The sequence below is a fragment of the Glutamicibacter sp. AGC46 genome (genome assembly GCF_053543715.1).
On the sequence record NZ_JBLVOJ010000002.1, the window covers coordinates 14,514 to 31,836 of the forward strand.

The window sequence follows — 17,323 nt, forward strand, 5'->3', positions numbered from 1 at the left end:
ACGGCGCCTAGCCGGAGGACAAGTTGTACGCCGGGAATGGCGGGATGAACCAGTCGCCGGCGGTGGCTGCATCATTGAGCGCGCGCACCGTTTCCTGGACCGCGCGGCTGCGCAAGGCTTCTTCGCGTCCCACCAGCCAGTACTCGGACTGGTAGGTGAACTGGTCATGGAGCACCGGAACCATATTCGGGTAGTGCTCCGAGAGGAAAGTGGGGAGCAAGCCGATGCCTGCATGGTTCATGGTGGCCGCATATTGCACCGCGATGCTGGTGGAGGAAATCGCGCGGTGCATTGGCGGCAAGGCGCCGGTGGCCTCGTCGAGCTTGTCCACCGTCAGCGCGGTGTCGATGTAGTAGTTCAGGCTATGCCCGGCCAGGTCGGCAACCTGTGCCGGGGTGCCGTGGGCTTCCAGGTATTCGGCCGTGGCGTAGAGCCGCAGCTCGTAATGCAGGAGTTTTGTGGAGGCCGCCTTGCGGACGCTGGGTTCGCCAATGACAATCTCCAAATCCATGCCGGTCCGCGTCTGCCGTGCACGGGTGGTTTCCGAAACGATCTCGAAGACCAGTTGCGGATGCTTTAGCTGGAGCTTTGCCAGGGCCGGAGCCGCCAGGTGGGCGCTGAAGGCGTCGGGAGCGGCGACGCGCACATGGCCGGCCAATGCACCGGTCTCCTTCTGGGAGCCGATGGCTTCCACGGCCTGCTCGATGGCTTCCGCGCTGGACATGGCCCGGCGCCCCAGGTCCGTCAGTTCCCAGCCGTTGGGAGAGCGCGTGAGCAGGTGGCCGCCCATGGCTTTTTGCAGTGCGTCGATGCGACGGGAAATCGTCGAGTGGTTCACCCCGAGAACATTCGCGGCGGCGGTGTAGCGGCCCAGGCGCGCAACGGTCAGCAGGGCAATGAGGGATTCGAGATGGCGGTAATCGATCTGACGGTCCATGGTCCACAGTCTGCCATGCCTCGTGTGCGCTAGCGCACACTAGGCCTGCGCAATTGGCGTGCCCCAGTGCATTGAGTCTGGCACGCCGCGCACCCTACGCTGGCCTGACAAGGACAATACTCAAGGACGAGGGGTGTGCAGATGAGCACGTACGCATGGATTGGCCTGGGCAACATGGGCGGACCGATGACCGCGAATCTGGTGGCCGCAGGGCACACCGTGCGCGGCTACGACCTGGACGAGCAGGCCTGCGCCGCCGCGGCCGACGGCGGAGTCCAGATAGCCGGATCGATCGCCGAAGCCATGGACCAGGCCGACGCCGTGTTCACCATGCTGCCCAAGGGAGCGCACGTGCGCGCGGTCTATGAGGGCGGCGCCGGCATCTGGGCCAACGCCAGCAAGGACATGCTGCTGCTGGATTCCTCCACGGTGGACATCGAAACTTCCCGCTACATCCACGCGGGCTCCGCGCAGCGCGGCCTGCACTTCGTCGATGCGCCGGTTTCCGGCGGCATCTCCGGGGCCGCGGCCGGAACCCTGGCCTTCATGCTCGGCGGGGCACCGGAACTGATGGAGCAGGCCACCGGATTCATCGCCCCGATGAGCGGGAAGACCATCGTCGCCGGGGGCCCCTCCATGGGCATTGCCGCCAAGATCTGCAACAACATGATGCTGTTCATCGACCTGATGGCCAGCGCCGAAGGCTCCCAGCTGGCCGAGGCCCTGGGCCTGGACCCGGAAGTCTTCTGGCAGATCGCCTCGGTCTCCTCGGGACGCTCCTGGGCGCAGCAGACCTGGTATCCGGTGCCGGGCATCATCGATACCGCCGCGGCGAACAACAACTTCGAGGCCACCTTCCGCACCGACTTGGCCCGCAAGGACATCGGGCTGGCCCTGGACGCGGGCGCAAGCACCGGGGTGCAGCTGCCGGCAGCCAGCTTGGCCCGCGAGCACTTCGACGAACTGATCGAGCAGGGGCTGGGGGACAAGGACTGCTCGCTGATCGTGAAGAACTTGTTGCCAGATGGTGCCGTGCGCGGGTGGAACCCGGAGTCGGCCGAGGCCAACCAGCCAACCGCGGGCTGAGCATGCGCCGGATCCATGCCGCGGTGCTTGAGCGCCGGGAGAACCAGCGGCCCTATGCCAAGCACCGGCCGCTGGCGATGCGCCAGCTGCAGCTCGAAGAGCCCGGGCCCGGCGAAGTGCTGGTGCGCATCACCGCGGCCGGACTGTGCCATTCGGACTTGTCGGTGATCGACGGGAACCGGCCGCGTCCGCTGCCGATGGTGCTGGGCCATGAGTCAGCAGGCATCGTCGAGCAGGTGGGTGATGGGGTGGATCTGGACATCGGCCAGCAGGTGATCTCGGTCTTCCTGCCGCGCTGCGAGAAATGCGAAGCCTGCGCCAAGGGCGGCAAGCTGCCGTGCAGCGCCGGCACCGCGTCCAATGGCGCCGGGACCCTGCTGACCGGCGCTCGCCGGTTGGCCCTCGACGGCCAGCCGGTCCACCACCACCTCGGTGTCTCGGCCTTTGCCGACTACGCGGTAATGGATGCGCGCAGCCTCATCCCGGTGGGCGCGGATGTTCCTGCTGAAGTGGCCGCGGTGCTGGGCTGCGCGGTGCTCACCGGCGGCGGTGCACTGCGCAATGCCGCCGGGGCAACCGGCGCCCAGGATGTTGCCATCGTCGGCCTGGGCGGGGTAGGCATGGCCGCCTTGCTGGTGGCCGCGGGGCAAAGGAGCACCGGCCGGATCCTGGCCGTTGACGCCAATGAGGACAAGCTGGCCACCGCGCTGGCATTGGGCGCCGATGAAGCCTTCACGCCGCAGGCCCTGGGGCAGCGCACCGCCGAAATCGTGATCGAGGCCGCGGGGCATCCGCGTGCCTTCGAAACCGCCTTGCAGGCCACCGGCGTGGGCGGAACCCTGGTGACCGTGGGGCTTCCGGCTCCGGGCGCGATGAGCAGCATCGAGCCCCTGGGCCTGACCGCAGGAGCACGCACGATCATCGGCAGCTACATGGGTTCTGCCCTGCCGAAGAAGGATATTCCCTACTACGAGCAGCTCTGGCGCTCCGGCAAGCTCCCTGTGGAGAAACTCGTGGAAACCAGGCCGCTGGCCGAGGTCAACGACGCCCTGGATGCACTAGCCGAGGGACGGTCGGTGCGCCAAGTTCTGCTGCCCTGAAATCAGGGCAGAAGGCCAGTAGGATTGGTGGGTGACTGATTCCACTGCGGGGCCCCGTGCCCTGGCAACGCTGACTGACATCCGGGTATTCGATTACCTTTGCCAAGCCCCGGCGACCCGTACCCAGATCGCTGCGGATCTGGGGATCTCCAAGCCCACCGCATCGCAGGCGATCTCGCGCCTGCAGGAGAACGGCCTGGCCTCGGCCATCGAGCGGGACAACGAGCCCAAGCGCGGCCGCGTTCCCGAGCACTATGCGCTGGACAGCGGCTTCGGCCACCTGCTGGCACTGTGCCTGCAGGCAGAATTCCTGCAGGTCCGCGCCACCGACTTGGCCGGAAAGACGCTGGTGGACCGCTTCTACCCGCTGACGGCGCAAACCACCGCCGCGCAGGTAGAGCAAATGGGAGCCCGCGAGATCTCCCGCGTGGCCGCTGAGCTCGGCTCCCCATTGCTGGCCGGGGCCGTGAGCCAGTCAGCCCCGGTGCAACGCGATGGCGGGCTGCGAGTCCTGGCCACCCCGATTTTCCCTTCCTCCGGGGCCAACCTTGCCGGCCAGTTCGCCGGCGGGGTTCCGGTGCTGCTGGATAACGACGTGAATTGGATGGCCCTGGCCGAAGCCGGGGAGCTGGCCGGTTCCTTGATGATGATCTACATCGGTTCCGGCCTGGGCGCAGGCCTGGTCATCGACGGTGCGCTGCACCGCGGCAAGCACGGCACCGCCGGCGAGCTGGAGACCCAGCTGGTAGGCACCGCGAACCTGCGCGATGCGCTCGGCGAGGCCGGGATGTTCCAGACCCGCGTGCTCTGGGAAAAACTGGCCGATGAACGGAACTGGCCAGCCTTCCTGTCCCCGTTCGGCCGTGTCCTGGCCAACCTGATCGGCTTCGTCGATCCGCAGCGAGTGGTGGCCATCGGCCCGGGGCTCACGCCTCAATTGTGCGCGGCGCTGGAAAGCGAACTGAACAGCTTGCTGCCCAAACCGGTTCATGTTCAGCTTTCCACCTTGGGAACCGAGGCCGCGGCACGCGGCGCTTTGGCCGGCGCCCGGGAGCTGGCCTTGGCCAACTTATGGGAAAACTACCGGGTACGTTGACCAAAGTGATCCAAGCTATATATTGTAAAGAGTCCTTAAAATTTTATTTGCTTCACCGGGGAGACCACTGATGGCACCATCTGACGCATCGGCATCCACGTCGCAGTTCGCTGCCATCGGGCTTGATCTGGGCGGCTCGTCGATCAAGTACGGATTGGTTGGAACCGACGGCAAGCTTGTTGAGAGCACCTTCAGCAAGGCAGCTACCCCTGAGGGCGCGCATCCGGATGCTGTCGCCCAGGTGATGGCGGGCATCGTTGCCGACCTGCAGGAGCTCACCGGCGACGAGCTGGCAGGAATCCCCGCTGGCGTCACCGTGCCTGGCATCGTCATCGACGGCGTCGTGCACTCGGCGGCCAATATCGACAAGGCCTGGATCGGCTTGGATGCCACCGCCAGCTTCAGCGCGATCCTGGGCCGCGACGTCTTTGTGCTCAACGACGCGGATGCCGCCGGCGTGGCCGAGGTCTACGCGGGTGCCGGAGCCGAGCAGGGCAAGCCCGTCAAGGGCAGCACCTTGCTGCTGACCCTGGGCACGGGCATCGGCTCGGCCTTCTTCCGCGACGGCGTGCTCTTCCCGAACGTCGAATTCGGCCACCTCGAAATCGACGGATTCAATGCCGAGAGCAAGGCCGCCGCGCGAGTCATGCACGAGGAAAACCTCAGCTGGGAGCAGTACATCGCCCGCCTGCAACGCTACCTGTCCCACGTGGAATTCCTGTGCAGCCCGGATTTGATCATCATTGGCGGAGCGATCTCGGAAGACCACGAAAAGTTCCTGCCGCAGCTGGAACTGCGAGCCAGGATCGTGCCTGCCCAATTCAACAACGCCGCCGGGGTCTTGGGCGCTGCGCACCGCGCGCTGAAACCCGGCAACTAGGAACCTATGCATACGATTGACCCGAAGGCCCAGATCAAGCTCGTCGCCGTTGACATGGACGGCACTTTCCTGGACGGCGAAGGCAAGATCCCCGAGGCATCGTGGGCTGTGATCGACAAGCTCCAGGCCCGCGGCATCAAGTTCGTGCCAGCTTCCGGGCGCCAGTTCGCGACCCTGCGCGAGCAGTTCGCCACCTTGGGGGAGATCGCGATCATTGCCGAGAACGGGACCGTCGTGATGCACGGCGAGAACGAGATCTACTCCAACATCATCGACCCGCCATCGGTAGCCGCCGTCATCCAGGCCGTGCGCGGGCAAGCCGCACTGGATGCCGGATTGGTGCTGTGCGGACGCCGCACCGCCTATGTGGAGCGCGCCGATGAACGGTTTGCCAACGCCGTGGCCCCGTACTACCGCGCCGTGCAGGTGGTTGAAGACCTGGCCCAGGTCGAGGACGAGATCATCAAGATGGCCGTCAACGTCGGGACCGGCGCCGTGCAGGAAATGGCGGCAGCGCTGCACGTGCCGCTGCAGGTGGTGATCTCCGGCAGCCACTGGGTGGATGCCATGAACCACGGCGTGCACAAGGGACTGGCCCTGGCAGCCTTGCAGGACAAGCTGGGAATCAGCGCGGATGAAACGGCAGTTTTCGGCGACTACCCCAATGACCTGGAAATGATCAAGGCCGCCACCTACTCCTTCGCCATGGCCAATGCGCATCCGGTGGTGGCAGAAGCCGCGAACTTCACCGCGCCTTCCAACCTCGAGCACGGTGTGCTGCAGGTGCTCGGCGCCTACCTCGATGGGCGTACCCGGCTCTAGCCAAACCGGCAAGAACATTCCGAAGGCCCGGGCGGAAGGAGTGTTCCTCCACCCGGGCCTTGGCATGCCGCCGGCGGCGCGATCGACTTGGGAACCGGAGTCCGCTACCTGGCCAGGTAATGCCCCAGGCCCGCCAGCGCGGCGCGAACCCCTGTTGCCAGGGAAAGCTCGTAATCAGGCAGGAAATACGGCGAGTGGTTCACCGGTGGCGCCTCGTCACGGGGCAGGAACCCGCCGAAGAACCAGTAGACGTACGGCACCGAAATCTCATCTCCCAGAGCCCCGAAATCCTCGGATCCCATGGCAGCGGGCAGGTCGACAACTTTGCCTTCCCCGAGTTCCCGGCTCAAAGCCTCCTTGACCTGCTCGGTGTGGCCCGGATCATTGTGCAGCTTGGGGAAGGAATTCAGCGTTTCGATCTCAGGTGCCGGAGCATTCGACGCGGCGGCTTCGGCGCTCACTATGCGTGAGACCCCATCCAGGATTTGGGTGCGGGTCTGCTCATCGAAGGTCCTGATGTTCAAGGTGAATTCGGCGCGATCCGGGATGATGTTCTCCTTCAACCCGGCGTGGAACGAGCCGCAGGTGAGCACCGCAGGAGTCTGAGGGTGCAATTCCCGCGAAACCAGGCTCTGCAGGCGCGTGATCGTGTGCGCGCCCTGGACGATCGGGTCGATGGAGTCTTGCGGCTGTGAGCCGTGGGACTGCTTGCCGTGCAGCGTCACCTTCAGCGAATCAGCCATTGCCATGGCGGGGCCGCTGGTCAGGCCCACCGAGCCCGCGGCGAAAGGAAAGACATGCTGGCCGAGGATGACCGAGGGTACCGGGGCCTTGTCCCACAATCCGTCTTCGAGCATGGCCCTGGCACCAGCGCTGGTTTCCTCGCCGGGCTGGAAAATCCACACGATGGTTCCGTTCCACGCCCCCGTCTGCTCGGCGAGCCGGGCAGCGGCGGTCAGCGCCGCGGTGACATGGGTGTCGTGACCGCATCCGTGCATGACCGGGACGTCAGTGCCATCGGCCAGCTGGCCGCGAGCTTCCGAAGCATAACTGGCTCCGGTATCTTCCGCGATGGGCAGGCCATCGGTATCGGCGCGGAAGCCTACCACAGGCCCCTCGCCATTGCGTTGGATGCCGACGACGCCGGTACCGCCGCAGACGAAGTTCTCGATTCCCATGGTGTCGAGTTGCTTGCCGATATAAGCGGCGGTCGCGCGTTCCTGCATTGACAGTTCGGGATTGGCATGCAGGTGGCGATACATTTCGTGCATAAGCTCGGCTTGCTCGCCAGTCAGGACGGTTTGCAATGCGCCAGCGGGTTGGGTATTCAAAGTGACTCCTTTAGTCAGCAACGGGCGTGTGGACTGCTTTGCGATCGCGCACGATCCACGAAACGATGATGGAGAAGAGCACAACCAGGGCTGTGCCGAACAGGGCCAAGGATGGAACCAGCGGGATGACCACGAAATACATGGTCAGCGACAGCACGATGGCGACTATGGTCGGGCGAACCTGCTTCATGGCGACGATGGCCTGGACAAGTACCGCTCCCATCAGGGAGGGCAAGATGTAGATTCGGGCTACCTCGATCATGTCGTTTGGAATGATCGAGACCAGCCAGGACCCGAAGATCCCCACGAAGACCAGCAGGCTGGTCAGGTGGACGGTGGCCGCGCCGCCGATGGCCATCACCGAGGCCAGATCGCCGCGCCTGGTGCCGGGCTTGGCGTTGATCGCGGACTGGGCCACGATGGCGGCAGGCAGCAGCTTGTTGGAGATATTGCCGATCATGAAGGCCTGGTACATAGCTGCCGAACCCAGGATCGGGAAATAAGTCAGTGGTTCGACAAACCAGAAAATTCCGAAGGTGGCCGCAACGGCGGCGAAGGCGACCCAGATCATCGAAGGGCTGATGTCGAGGTCCGTGAAGAATACGAGGTAGATCGGGCCGAGCAGCGAGAGGATCAAGCCGGCTGTCATGGTCAGTGAACCGTAGCGTGTGGTCTGCTGCTCGAAGCGGGCCATCGAGGCGTCCGCAGTGGTCATTGCTGGTGAGCTCATGGGTTCTGTCCTTTCTAATTCGCTATGCGGTGTGCATCAGGTAGCCGGCGGTGATCGAGATTAGGATCGCGAATCCCAAGGCCCATTCCTTGAGCCATTTGGCTTGGAGCACTTTGGCCAAGAAGAGGAACAAAGCCATGGAGGCTGCCGAGATCAGCACCAGCGTCATGTGGATGCTGGACTTGGGAATTTCGGCGATGGTCAGCATGCTGAACGCTCCGAGCAGGGCTGCGGTGGGGATCAGGGCCATGGCCGCTGGGTTGCGCTTGGCCAAGGACTTGCCGCCGCGTTTCAGGACCGGGGTCAGCAGCAAGGTGCAGAGCATCCACATGCCTCCCGATAGGCTCATGGCCATGAAGGCCACGGCGAAAACTTGTTGGGTGTAGGTATCCCCGCCGAGCATCGAGCCCATGGATTGGGCTGCCAAGTTGGCGCTGGCCGTTTCCGTGGAGGCCGAGCCGATCAGCCCGATGCGGACAAGAACGGCTGGCGTTCCGAACAGAGCCAGTAATGCGATGGCGACCAGCACCACCGAGAGGGATGGCCCGATCGAGGCGACGGCACCGGCACGGAAGGCTTCCTTGACTTCGCGGACGGGCATATCGACATGGGGTGCTGCGGCCTTGGCAGCACGGACATAGAGAATGGTCTGGACGAAGATCACGGCGAAGACGCCCAGAGCGCAGAACCACAGGAACGGGCTGTTGGCGACGGCCCAGATGTCAGTTGAAACTGGATCGCCGGCTGCAAGGGGGAAATGCATCGGAACTCCTTCGATATTCACCAGCATGATGTGATGCCGGTCTCATTGAATTCAAGGTTCCTCCTATTGGAGGCCTTCGGCAAGGAATGTCGGAATTAGCCATATTTATGGCGAGATCCCCCAAAATGGCGAGTTTTCTTGAGGAGTATTCCATTTGCGGTCAACGTAGGCGGAAGATTGTGACACACATCGCAATGCAGTCATCCTTTAGAAAGGCACGGCCATGAACGAGATCCAGCAATTGAGCGCCACGGAGCTCACGGCAAAGATCCGCAAGCGCGAGTTGTCGGCGCGTGAGGCCTTGGAGAGCCATATCCAGGCAATCGATGAAGTTAACGCCCAAATCAACGCCGTGGTCATCAAGGATTTCGAACGCGCGCGAATCCTCGCTGCTAAGGCCGATGAAGCCACGGCGGGAAACGAGCCGACTGGAGTGCTCCACGGTCTGCCGATGACGCACAAGGACACGTTCAACACCGCCGGCTTGCTGTCCACCCAGGGGTCGCTGGCATTAAAGGACAACGTCCCAGAGCAGGACGACTTGCAGATCGCCCGACTGGCAGCAGCAGGCGCGATCAGGACGGGGAAGACCAATGTCCCGGAATTCGGAGCCGGATCGCATACCTTCAATGAATTGTTCGGCACCACGACGAATCCCTATGCGGTGGATCGATCGGCCGGAGGCTCCTCAGGCGGCGTAGCCGCCGCGGTCGCCGCTAGGATCCAGCCGCTCGGTGACGGCTCAGACATGGGCGGTTCGCTGCGCATTCCGGCCAGTTTCTGCAATGTCATTGGTTTCCGGCCCTCCTACGGGGTCATCCCGCTGGAGGCGGAATCCAATGCCTACTCCTGGCTGGCCCGTTCGGGACCGATCGCACGCACGGTGGAGGATATCGCGCTGTTCATGCGAGCCAGCGCAGGTGACGACAGGCTTCCGACCCCGAACAAGCTCTCAGCCAGCGATTTCGGCACTCCCGAACCAGAATTGCGCGGAGTCCGCATCGGCTATAGCTTCGATTTCGGGATCGGTGTTCCGATCGAGCGCGAGGTCGTAGAGGTATTGCATCGCCAACTCTCGGTTTTCGAGGCCGCTGGCGCAATTGTCGAAGAGGCGTGCATTGACTTTACCGATGCCGACGAAGTCTTCGGCAACACCAGGGCCTTCGATTTCGCCACTAATCTTGGCGGACTAGTGCGGAGCCACGGCTCGCTGATCAAGCCCGAGGTCCTCTGGAATGTCAAGAAGGGGACGGACCTCGACGGAGAAGCCATGATTTCGACGATGGCGGCCCGAACCCGGCTGGAACGAGCAGTTCAGCGCTACTTCTCGCGCTACGATCTGTTCCTCTCCCCGGCAACCCAGGTCTTGCCCTTCGACGCAGCGCAGCGCTGGCCTGAGCAAATCGCTGGAACCCGCGCCGAGACCTATCTGGACTGGATGCGATCTGCCTGCCTGCTCTCGGCCACGAGCCTGCCGGTCATCGCCATGCCAGGAGGCTTCACCGAGTCCGGGCTTCCGGTGGGATGGCAGCTGGCGGCGAATCACTACAAGGACGCCCAGCTGCTCAATTGGGCTGCCGGCTACGAGGAGCAGAACCGCTTCGCGGACGTGATGCCGGTTCTGGCCACTGATCCGCAGTCGGTGGCCGTCAATGCAGTCAAGACCGCCAGCGCCTGATACCGGAATTCTAGAGAGGCAAATATGAACAAGGAACAGCACAGCACCGGACCGCTGTCCGGGTACACCGTCATCGACTTGTCGCGGGCCTTGGCTGGACCGCATGCCACGATGATGCTTGGCGATCTGGGAGCCCGAGTAATCAAGGTGGAAAATATCCAGGGCGGCGATGACACCCGAGGCTGGGGTCCGCCCTTCGTCGGGCCGGAGGAGGACCGCCAATCGACCTATTTCCTCTCGTGCAACCGCAACAAGGAATCCATTGCCCTGGATCTGAAGAGCCCCGACGGAATCCAGACCCTGCGCAGCCTGCTGACGCAGGCCGATGTCCTGGTAGAGAATTTCCGCCCCGGAGTGTTGGACCGGCTCGGCTTCGACGATGCAGCCCTGCAGATGATTAACGGAAAGCTCGTAACCCTCTCGATTTCCGGCTTCGGCCATGACGGCCCTGAAGCCTGGCGCAGCGGATACGACCAGATTCTGCAGGGCGAGGCCGGGCTGATGTCGCTGACCGGTTCCGGACCGGAGGACCCGCAGAAAGTCGGCGTTCCCATCGGAGACCTGCTGGCCGGGATGTACGGATCCTACGGCGTGCTGGCGGCCCTGCTGGAACGCGAGCGCACGGGCAGAGGCCAGCATGTGCGCACCTCGCTGCTCGCATCGATCATCGGAGTGCATGCCTTTCAGGGCACCCGCAGCACGGTTGCAGGACAGGTTCCGCGCGCCCAGGGCAACCACCATCCATCCATCGCGCCCTATGGACTGTTCCGCAGCGCCGATGGCTTTGTGCAAATTAGCGTGGGCAGCCCGAAGCTCTGGGATTCACTGGTGGCGGCATTCCAGCTGCCAACCGAGGGGTTCGAAACCAATGAGCATCGCGTCGAACGGCGTGACGAGCTCATCGAAGCCATCGAAGAAAAGTTCAAGCGCCACGGTACCAGCCAGCTGCTGGAAATGCTCGGTGAAGCCGGCGTCCCTGCCGGCATCGTCAGAACCCTGGATGAGGTGTACGAATGGGACCAGGTGCGCTCGCAAGGCCTGGCATTGAATGTCCAGCACCCGTTGCTAGGGGAGCTGACCCTCCCAGGCGCGCCGCTGCGGTTCTTCGAGGGCGGCAAGGAAGTCACCCGGACCGGGCACTCCGCTCCGCCACTGCTTAACCAAGACGAGCAGCGGATCCGGGAATGGCTCAAGACCCGCGCGCAGCAGGCGGTGCGTTGAGTATGGTGCAGGAGAAAATCGAGCACATCAGTGCACAGCACATGATCGACCAGGTGCTCGATGCGGGCAGCTACGAGAGCTGGGATGAGCCGGCGGATTATTCATTTGCCGATGACGCCTACCGGACCCAGCTGGAAGAAGCGGCGCGTCGTTCGGGGGCCGACGAAGCTGTGCTAACCGGCTCCGGCACAATCAAAGGCCGCAAAGTGGCCGTCGTCCTCTCCGAATTCGGATTCCTGGCCGGATCAATAGGCCAGGGCACCTCCCGCAGGATTGCTTCGGCATTCGAAAAAGCCGCCGCATTAGGACTGCCGGTACTGGCTTCCCCGGCCTCGGGCGGAACCCGGATGCAGGAGGGAACCCCTGCGTTCGTGTCGATGGTGCACATCACGGCCGCGGTTAGGGCGCATTCTGCTGCCGGGTTGCCATACCTGGTGTACCTGCGGCATCCCACCACCGGAGGGGTTATGGCGTCGTGGGGATCCACCGGGCACATCACCATCGCCCAGCCCGGTGCCCTGCTGGGATTCCTTGGTCCGCGCGTGTACGAGACCATCTACGGCAAACCCTTCCCGCAGGGAGTGCAAGTCTCCGAGAATCTCCAGAAGCACGGGCTGATCGACGCCGTGGTCCCGGTCCATGAGCTGGGCGGGCTGGTCAACCGGGTGCTGGCAATCATCGCCCCGGGAGATCCGATCGACTCGATTGCCGGCTACCCCTTGGCAGATGACCGGAGACTTACCGAATCCCAGGTGTGGGATGCCATACTCGCCACGCGCAAATCCCGACGCCCCTCGGTGCGCCACGTCATCAAGTACGCCGCCAGCGATGCGTTGCAGCTTTCCGGGAGCACCGAAGGGGAAAGCGATCCGCGGATGTACCTGGCGCTCGCGCGCATCGGGGGCCAGCCGGCGGTGGTCATCGGCCAGGACCGGTCGCGGATAGACCACTCCGAAAACCTCGATCCGCTGGGGCCTGCCTTCCTGCGCGAAGCCCGGAGGGGGGCGCTGCTGGCACAGAATCTGGGCATAGCGATGCTCACCGTGATCGACACCGAAGGAGCGGCGCTGAGCCGTGAGGCCGAGGAAGGCGGCATGGCCGGGCAGATTGCCCGCTCGCTGAGCACCTTGGTGGGCATTGGCGTTCCGAGCGTTTCGCTGCTGCTGGGCCAGGGCACCGGAGGCGGCGCACTTGCCTTGCTGCCGGCTGATATCTCCATAGCCGCAGCAAACTCCTGGCTCTCCCCGTTGCCGCCGGAGGGAGCCAGCGCGATCATGTACCGGGACACGGAGCACGCCGCACCGTTGGCTTATGCCCAGAAAACCGATGCATACTCGCTGCGACGTGCGGGGATAGTACAGGTGATCGTCCCCGAGGAGTATGATGTGACCACCGCTCCGAAGCGCTTCTCGCTGGAAGTCGGAGCGGCAGTGTCCACGGCGCTTGCGCAGCTTGCGGCGACAGATGCCGCGCAGCTGCCTGGCCGGCGCGCGCTGAAGTATGCATCGATTGGCCGGCCGAAAACGGCCAACCAGGAGGTGCGGGACGCCGCTGGATGACTAGAACAGAGGAACGGATGATCGAGCTGAGCACGGTGCAACGCCGCATCATTGCCGCCCTCCAAGTGGACGGGCGAGCCACCTGGCGGAAGATAGCTGCCGTGCTTGACCTGCCTGAACGCTCGGTCGCCCGCCATGGCGCGTGGCTGCTGGAGAATGGGCTGGTTACGGTTGCGGCGATCCGCCACCGCGAGCATTCGCTGCTGATCGCGTGCACTTGCGCCCCGGGCACCGGGCGGATTGCCAGTGAATCCTTGTCTTCCCGGCCGGATACCAGCTTTTCCTACCAGGTCACTGGCCGGGAGGATCTCGTCGTGGAAATGCACTACAACGGAGATGTGACCGAAGTGCTCTCGCTGGAACTGCCTGCTACGCCGGGGGTCTCGTCGATTGTCGTGTATCCGGTGTTGAAGTACTTCAAGACGATCCGCGGGTGGCGCCTGGGATCCTTGAAGCCCGCAGAAGAGCTTGCCTTGCAAAAGGACCCGGATGTCACGAGCTGGCGCATCCAGCCGAACCTCAACTCCAAGGACGAGCAGATCATCGATGCTTTGCACGATGACGGCAGAGCCAGCTTCGAGTCGATTGCCCGCCGGGTGGCGATGAGCGAGACCTCTGTTGCGCGGCGGATCGATTGGCTCCTATCCACCGGGCAGATCGCCATTCGCGCCCTGGTTGAGCCCCTGGCCGTGGGGTTGCCGGTCGAGGCATTGCTCTGGGTTTCGACGACGCCATCCCAAGTCGAAAAATTGGGCCAGCGACTCGCCACCCGACCGGAAGTTCGCTATGCAGCGGCCGTGGCCGGGGATTGCCAGTTGGTGGTCGACGTGACGGTGGCCAACCAGGCCGAGCTCTATGACTTCATTTCCCACAGCGCCTGGGGGAACTCGATGCTGCAAGTTAAGGCCTCTCTGGTGGTTAGCGCCCGCAAACGCGGTGGGCGGCTGATCAGTAGCTGAACCAGACCAGGAAACCGCGTCGTGCAGCACCAGAATTCAACTGGAGTCCAACTCGTCTTTGGCCGCTGTTCGCCGCTGGGCCCAGGAAGGTGAACGGCAGGTGAACACTTCGCCGTAAGGCGATAATAATGCGTAATATCGCCTCAAGGGTTCGGAACCGCTTCGGAAGTGGCATAGTCTCACGATACCGAGCGGCATGGCTTCGCTCGCGCTGTTAACAACCAGTTAACGCTGCAGGGGTGAAAGGAATACCGGCAACCGTGAGCAAGAGGTTGACCTACGGGACGAACCAGGGAACGGCTACGCCTGAAAGCGCGTGGCGCAAACGCAAGGACGCGTGGGAGCACTTGGGCTATGTGCTCAGCGAGATCTCTTCTGAATACCAGGAGGAAGACCGCCGCACGGAGCATGAGCTGGAAGCCGGCCGGTTGCTGGGGCTGCTGGCAGCCATAGAACCGTACTGGGCGAATCCCGGCATCGAATACTTCAACGAGGTTTCCCGGCTCATGTCCGGCGGGCAGTACGAAGATGCGATGAAGCTGGTCTACCAGGCGAACCAGACCTTCAGGACGCTGACCCAGTACATTGACCTTGAAGGCCATGACGAGGCGGAACAGGATCCATCCCAGCTGGGCAACGGTGCACCTGGCAACGCCAGGGTGCAGGCCCCGATGGTGGAAATCCTGTTGGTGGATAATGGCCCGGCGGAGGAGATCGAGCTTTTCAAGGAAGAAATCGCCGAACAGCGCCAGCGCACCGATCCGTTCCACTACAACTTCGTGGTGGTGCCCAGCGTGGAAGACGCCCTGGCCGCGATCCTGATCAATCCTGGCATCCAGTCCGTCGTGCTGACCGCCCGCTTTGATGTGCGCACGCGTCGCCGGCTCTCCTCGACGCTCAAGAATTTCATAGCCCGGCGGATGGAAGGCTACTTCCAATCCACCAGGCAGATCCAGGGCCTGCTGGACCTGGAAAATATCCTCGATGAACTGCGCCCCGAAGTCCCGGTGTACCTGATCGCCGGGGTCGCCCTGGAATCCATTGCCCACGAGATCACCGGGCGTTTCCGCCGGATCTTCTCGCGCAATGACCGGATGGACCTGCACCTGTCGATTGTCTCGGAAGTGCTCGAACGCTACCAGACCCCGTTCTTCAACGCCCTGCAGAAGTACGCCAAGCGGCCTGGCGGGGTCTTCCACGCCATGCCGATTTCCCGCGCAGGTTCGGTGCAGAACTCTCCCTGGGCCAGGGACCTGGTGGACTTCTATGGCAAGAACCTGCTGCTGGCCGAAACCTCGGCCACCTCCGGCGGGCTCGATTCCCTCTTGGACCCGCAAAGCTCCATCAAGAAGGCCCACGAGCTGGCGGCCCGGGCTTTTGGCAGCCACCGCACCTACTTCGTCACCAATGGCACTTCGACCGCCAACAAGATCGTGCACCAGTCGATTCTCGCGCCGGGGGACATCGTGCTGGTGGACCGCAATTGCCACAAGTCCCACCACTACTCGCTGGTGCTCGCCGGGGCGAACGTGAGCTATCTGGAGGCCTACCCGCTCAACGAGCATTCGATGTACGGGGCGGTGCCGCTGGAGGAGATCAAGGGACGGCTGTTGCAGCTGCGCCGCGAGGGCCTGCTGCACAAGGTCAAGATGCTCACCTTGACCAACTGCACCTTCGACGGGATCATCTACGACCCGCGCCGGGTGATGGAAGAATGCCTGGCCATCAAGCCGGATCTGGTGTTCCTCTGGGACGAGGCCTGGTTCGCCTTCGCAGGATTCCACCCGGTGTACCGCCAGCGCACCGCCATGACCGTGGCGGCCGTGCTGGAAAAGCAGCTGGAAACCGCGGATTACCACCAGCGCTACGCCGCGCAGCGTGCGGCCCTTCCAGCACCGGGCACCATGGAGCACCCGGAGAATGACCAGGCCTGGCTGGAGACCCGGTTGATTCCGGATCCGGAGCAGGTCCGCTTGCGGGTGTACTCCACCCAGTCCACGCATAAGACCCTGACCTCCTTGCGCCAGGGCTCGATGATCCACATCTACGACCAGGACTTCGCGGTGCGCAACCTCAACGCCTTCCGCGAGGCCTACATGACCCACACCTCCACCTCGCCGAACTACCAGATCCTCGCCTCGCTGGATATCGGCCGGCGCCAGGCCGAGCTGGAAGGCTATGCGCTGGTGCAGCGCCAGGTCGATTTGGCGCAGTCGATTTCGCGGGCCATGGCGCGCAACGAGCTGCTGGGCAAGTATTTCAAGATCCTGCATTCGACGGACCTGATCCCGCAGAAGTACCGCCAGTCCACCACGCAGAACCCGGTGCGCGACGGGCTGGCAGCCTGGGACGAAGCCTGGGCGGAAGACGAGTTCGTGGTCGACCCCTCGCGCCTGACCCTGGACATCAGCCGCACCGGCGTAGACGGGGACACCTTCAAGCACGAGTACCTGATGGATGGGCATTCGATCCAGGTCAACAAGACCAGCCGCACCTCGGTGCTGCTGATGACCAATATCGGCACCACCCGTTCGGCCGTGGCGCACCTGATCGAGGTGCTGGTGAAGATCGCCGAGGAACTGGACCGCAAACGCCGCCTGGATGGGAGAGTGCTGGCACTGGGCAAGAAGCCTGCGGCCGAACAGATTCCCTTGCCGGATTTCAGCGCCTTCGCTCCTGAATTCGCAGGAGGCGGCGGAAGCGGGGACATGCGCTCGGCCTACTACCTGACCTACCAGGACCCGGCGACGCATTTCCTGTCCTCCGCGCAGATCCGCACCCAGCTGGTGAACGGAGAACGCGTCGTGTCGGCGGTATTCGTCACCCCGTACCCGCCGGGATTCCCGGTGCTGGTCCCCGGCCAGGTCATTACCCTGTGCATTCTGGATTACATGGACCGGCTCGATACCAGAGAGATCCACGGCTACCACCAGGACCTGGGCTACCAGGTGTTCACCTGCGAAGCCCTGGAACAGGTCGCGGAGCAGCAGTCCTGAGCGCGAAGAGCGGCTTGCCTTGAACGCAGCTTGCGGACCCACCCGGCATCCCCGGGTGGGTTCCGGCTTCCGCGGCGAAGAACGCTGCACGCAAGAATAGCTGCCAGCACGGCAAAGGCCCTGATTCGCGCACCGAATGCGCAAATCAGGGCCTGAATCGTAAGC

Annotated in this window: 14 protein-coding genes; 10 read left to right on the plus strand and 4 right to left on the minus strand. The window is 63.6% G+C overall.

What is annotated here, in order from left to right:
- Positions 1-7: 7 nt before the first annotated feature.
- Positions 8-937: a LysR family transcriptional regulator gene (locus tag ACNPM8_RS00445; protein ID WP_359192634.1), complete on the minus strand. Its 930-nt coding sequence runs from the start codon at positions 935-937 to the stop codon at positions 8-10.
- A 141-nt stretch (positions 938-1,078) separates the two neighbouring features.
- On the opposite strand from ACNPM8_RS00445, the gene mmsB reads away from it, so the two are divergent.
- The 5 genes from mmsB to ACNPM8_RS00470 all read left to right on the plus strand — a co-directional run bounded on the left by mmsB (position 1,079) and on the right by ACNPM8_RS00470 (position 5,921).
- Positions 1,079-2,023, plus strand: coding sequence for a 3-hydroxyisobutyrate dehydrogenase (mmsB, locus tag ACNPM8_RS00450; protein WP_133834901.1), 945 nt, complete (start codon positions 1,079-1,081; stop codon positions 2,021-2,023).
- Positions 2,024-2,025: 2 nt separating this feature from the next.
- Positions 2,026-3,123 (plus strand): alcohol dehydrogenase catalytic domain-containing protein, encoded by a 1,098-nt coding sequence (locus ACNPM8_RS00455; RefSeq protein WP_133834921.1) that lies wholly within the window; start codon positions 2,026-2,028, stop codon positions 3,121-3,123.
- Between the two features lie 31 nt (positions 3,124-3,154).
- On the plus strand, positions 3,155-4,219 hold the full coding sequence (locus ACNPM8_RS00460) for an ROK family transcriptional regulator (RefSeq protein WP_105658888.1): 1,065 nt from the start codon (positions 3,155-3,157) through the stop codon (positions 4,217-4,219).
- Positions 4,220-4,289: 70 nt separating this feature from the next.
- A complete protein-coding gene (ppgK, locus tag ACNPM8_RS00465) occupies positions 4,290-5,099 on the plus strand; it encodes a polyphosphate--glucose phosphotransferase (RefSeq protein WP_332488031.1) in 810 nt (269 codons plus the stop codon).
- 6 nt (positions 5,100-5,105) lie between these two features.
- Positions 5,106-5,921 carry a Cof-type HAD-IIB family hydrolase gene (locus ACNPM8_RS00470; protein ID WP_332488029.1) on the plus strand — a complete coding sequence of 272 codons (816 nt, stop codon included), beginning with the start codon at positions 5,106-5,108 and terminating at the stop codon, positions 5,919-5,921.
- A 104-nt stretch (positions 5,922-6,025) separates the two neighbouring features.
- Here ACNPM8_RS00470 and ACNPM8_RS00475 read toward each other — a convergent pair whose 3' ends face one another.
- The 3 genes from ACNPM8_RS00475 to ACNPM8_RS00485 form a co-directional block, all read right to left on the minus strand.
- Positions 6,026-7,192 (minus strand): amidohydrolase, encoded by a 1,167-nt coding sequence (locus ACNPM8_RS00475; protein ID WP_105658906.1) that lies wholly within the window; start codon positions 7,190-7,192, stop codon positions 6,026-6,028.
- Between the two features lie 70 nt (positions 7,193-7,262).
- Complete coding sequence (locus ACNPM8_RS00480) at positions 7,263-7,982, minus strand: hypothetical protein (protein WP_105658885.1); 720 nt, start codon at positions 7,980-7,982, stop codon at positions 7,263-7,265.
- Positions 7,983-8,004: 22 nt separating this feature from the next.
- On the minus strand, positions 8,005-8,745 hold the full coding sequence (locus tag ACNPM8_RS00485; protein WP_105658905.1) for a DUF5058 family protein: 741 nt from the start codon (positions 8,743-8,745) through the stop codon (positions 8,005-8,007).
- A 223-nt stretch (positions 8,746-8,968) separates the two neighbouring features.
- On the opposite strand from ACNPM8_RS00485, the gene ACNPM8_RS00490 reads away from it, so the two are divergent.
- The 5 genes from ACNPM8_RS00490 to ACNPM8_RS00510 all read left to right on the plus strand — a co-directional run bounded on the left by ACNPM8_RS00490 (position 8,969) and on the right by ACNPM8_RS00510 (position 17,158).
- Entirely contained in the window at positions 8,969-10,423 is a 1,455-nt protein-coding gene (locus ACNPM8_RS00490; RefSeq protein WP_359192622.1) for an amidase, read from the plus strand.
- A gap of 24 nt (positions 10,424-10,447) precedes the next feature.
- Positions 10,448-11,644 carry a CaiB/BaiF CoA transferase family protein gene (locus tag ACNPM8_RS00495; protein WP_359192619.1) on the plus strand — a complete coding sequence of 399 codons (1,197 nt, stop codon included), beginning with the start codon at positions 10,448-10,450 and terminating at the stop codon, positions 11,642-11,644.
- A complete protein-coding gene (locus ACNPM8_RS00500; RefSeq protein ID WP_448939024.1) occupies positions 11,608-13,203 on the plus strand; it encodes a carboxyl transferase domain-containing protein in 1,596 nt (531 codons plus the stop codon). Before ACNPM8_RS00495 ends, ACNPM8_RS00500 begins: the two co-directional genes overlap by 37 nt.
- Positions 13,200-14,162, plus strand: coding sequence for an Lrp/AsnC family transcriptional regulator (locus ACNPM8_RS00505; protein ID WP_286134385.1), 963 nt, complete (start codon positions 13,200-13,202; stop codon positions 14,160-14,162). Before ACNPM8_RS00500 ends, ACNPM8_RS00505 begins: the two co-directional genes overlap by 4 nt.
- A gap of 260 nt (positions 14,163-14,422) precedes the next feature.
- Entirely contained in the window at positions 14,423-17,158 is a 2,736-nt protein-coding gene (locus ACNPM8_RS00510; protein ID WP_359192612.1) for an aminotransferase class I/II-fold pyridoxal phosphate-dependent enzyme, read from the plus strand.
- Positions 17,159-17,323 lie beyond the last annotated feature (165 nt).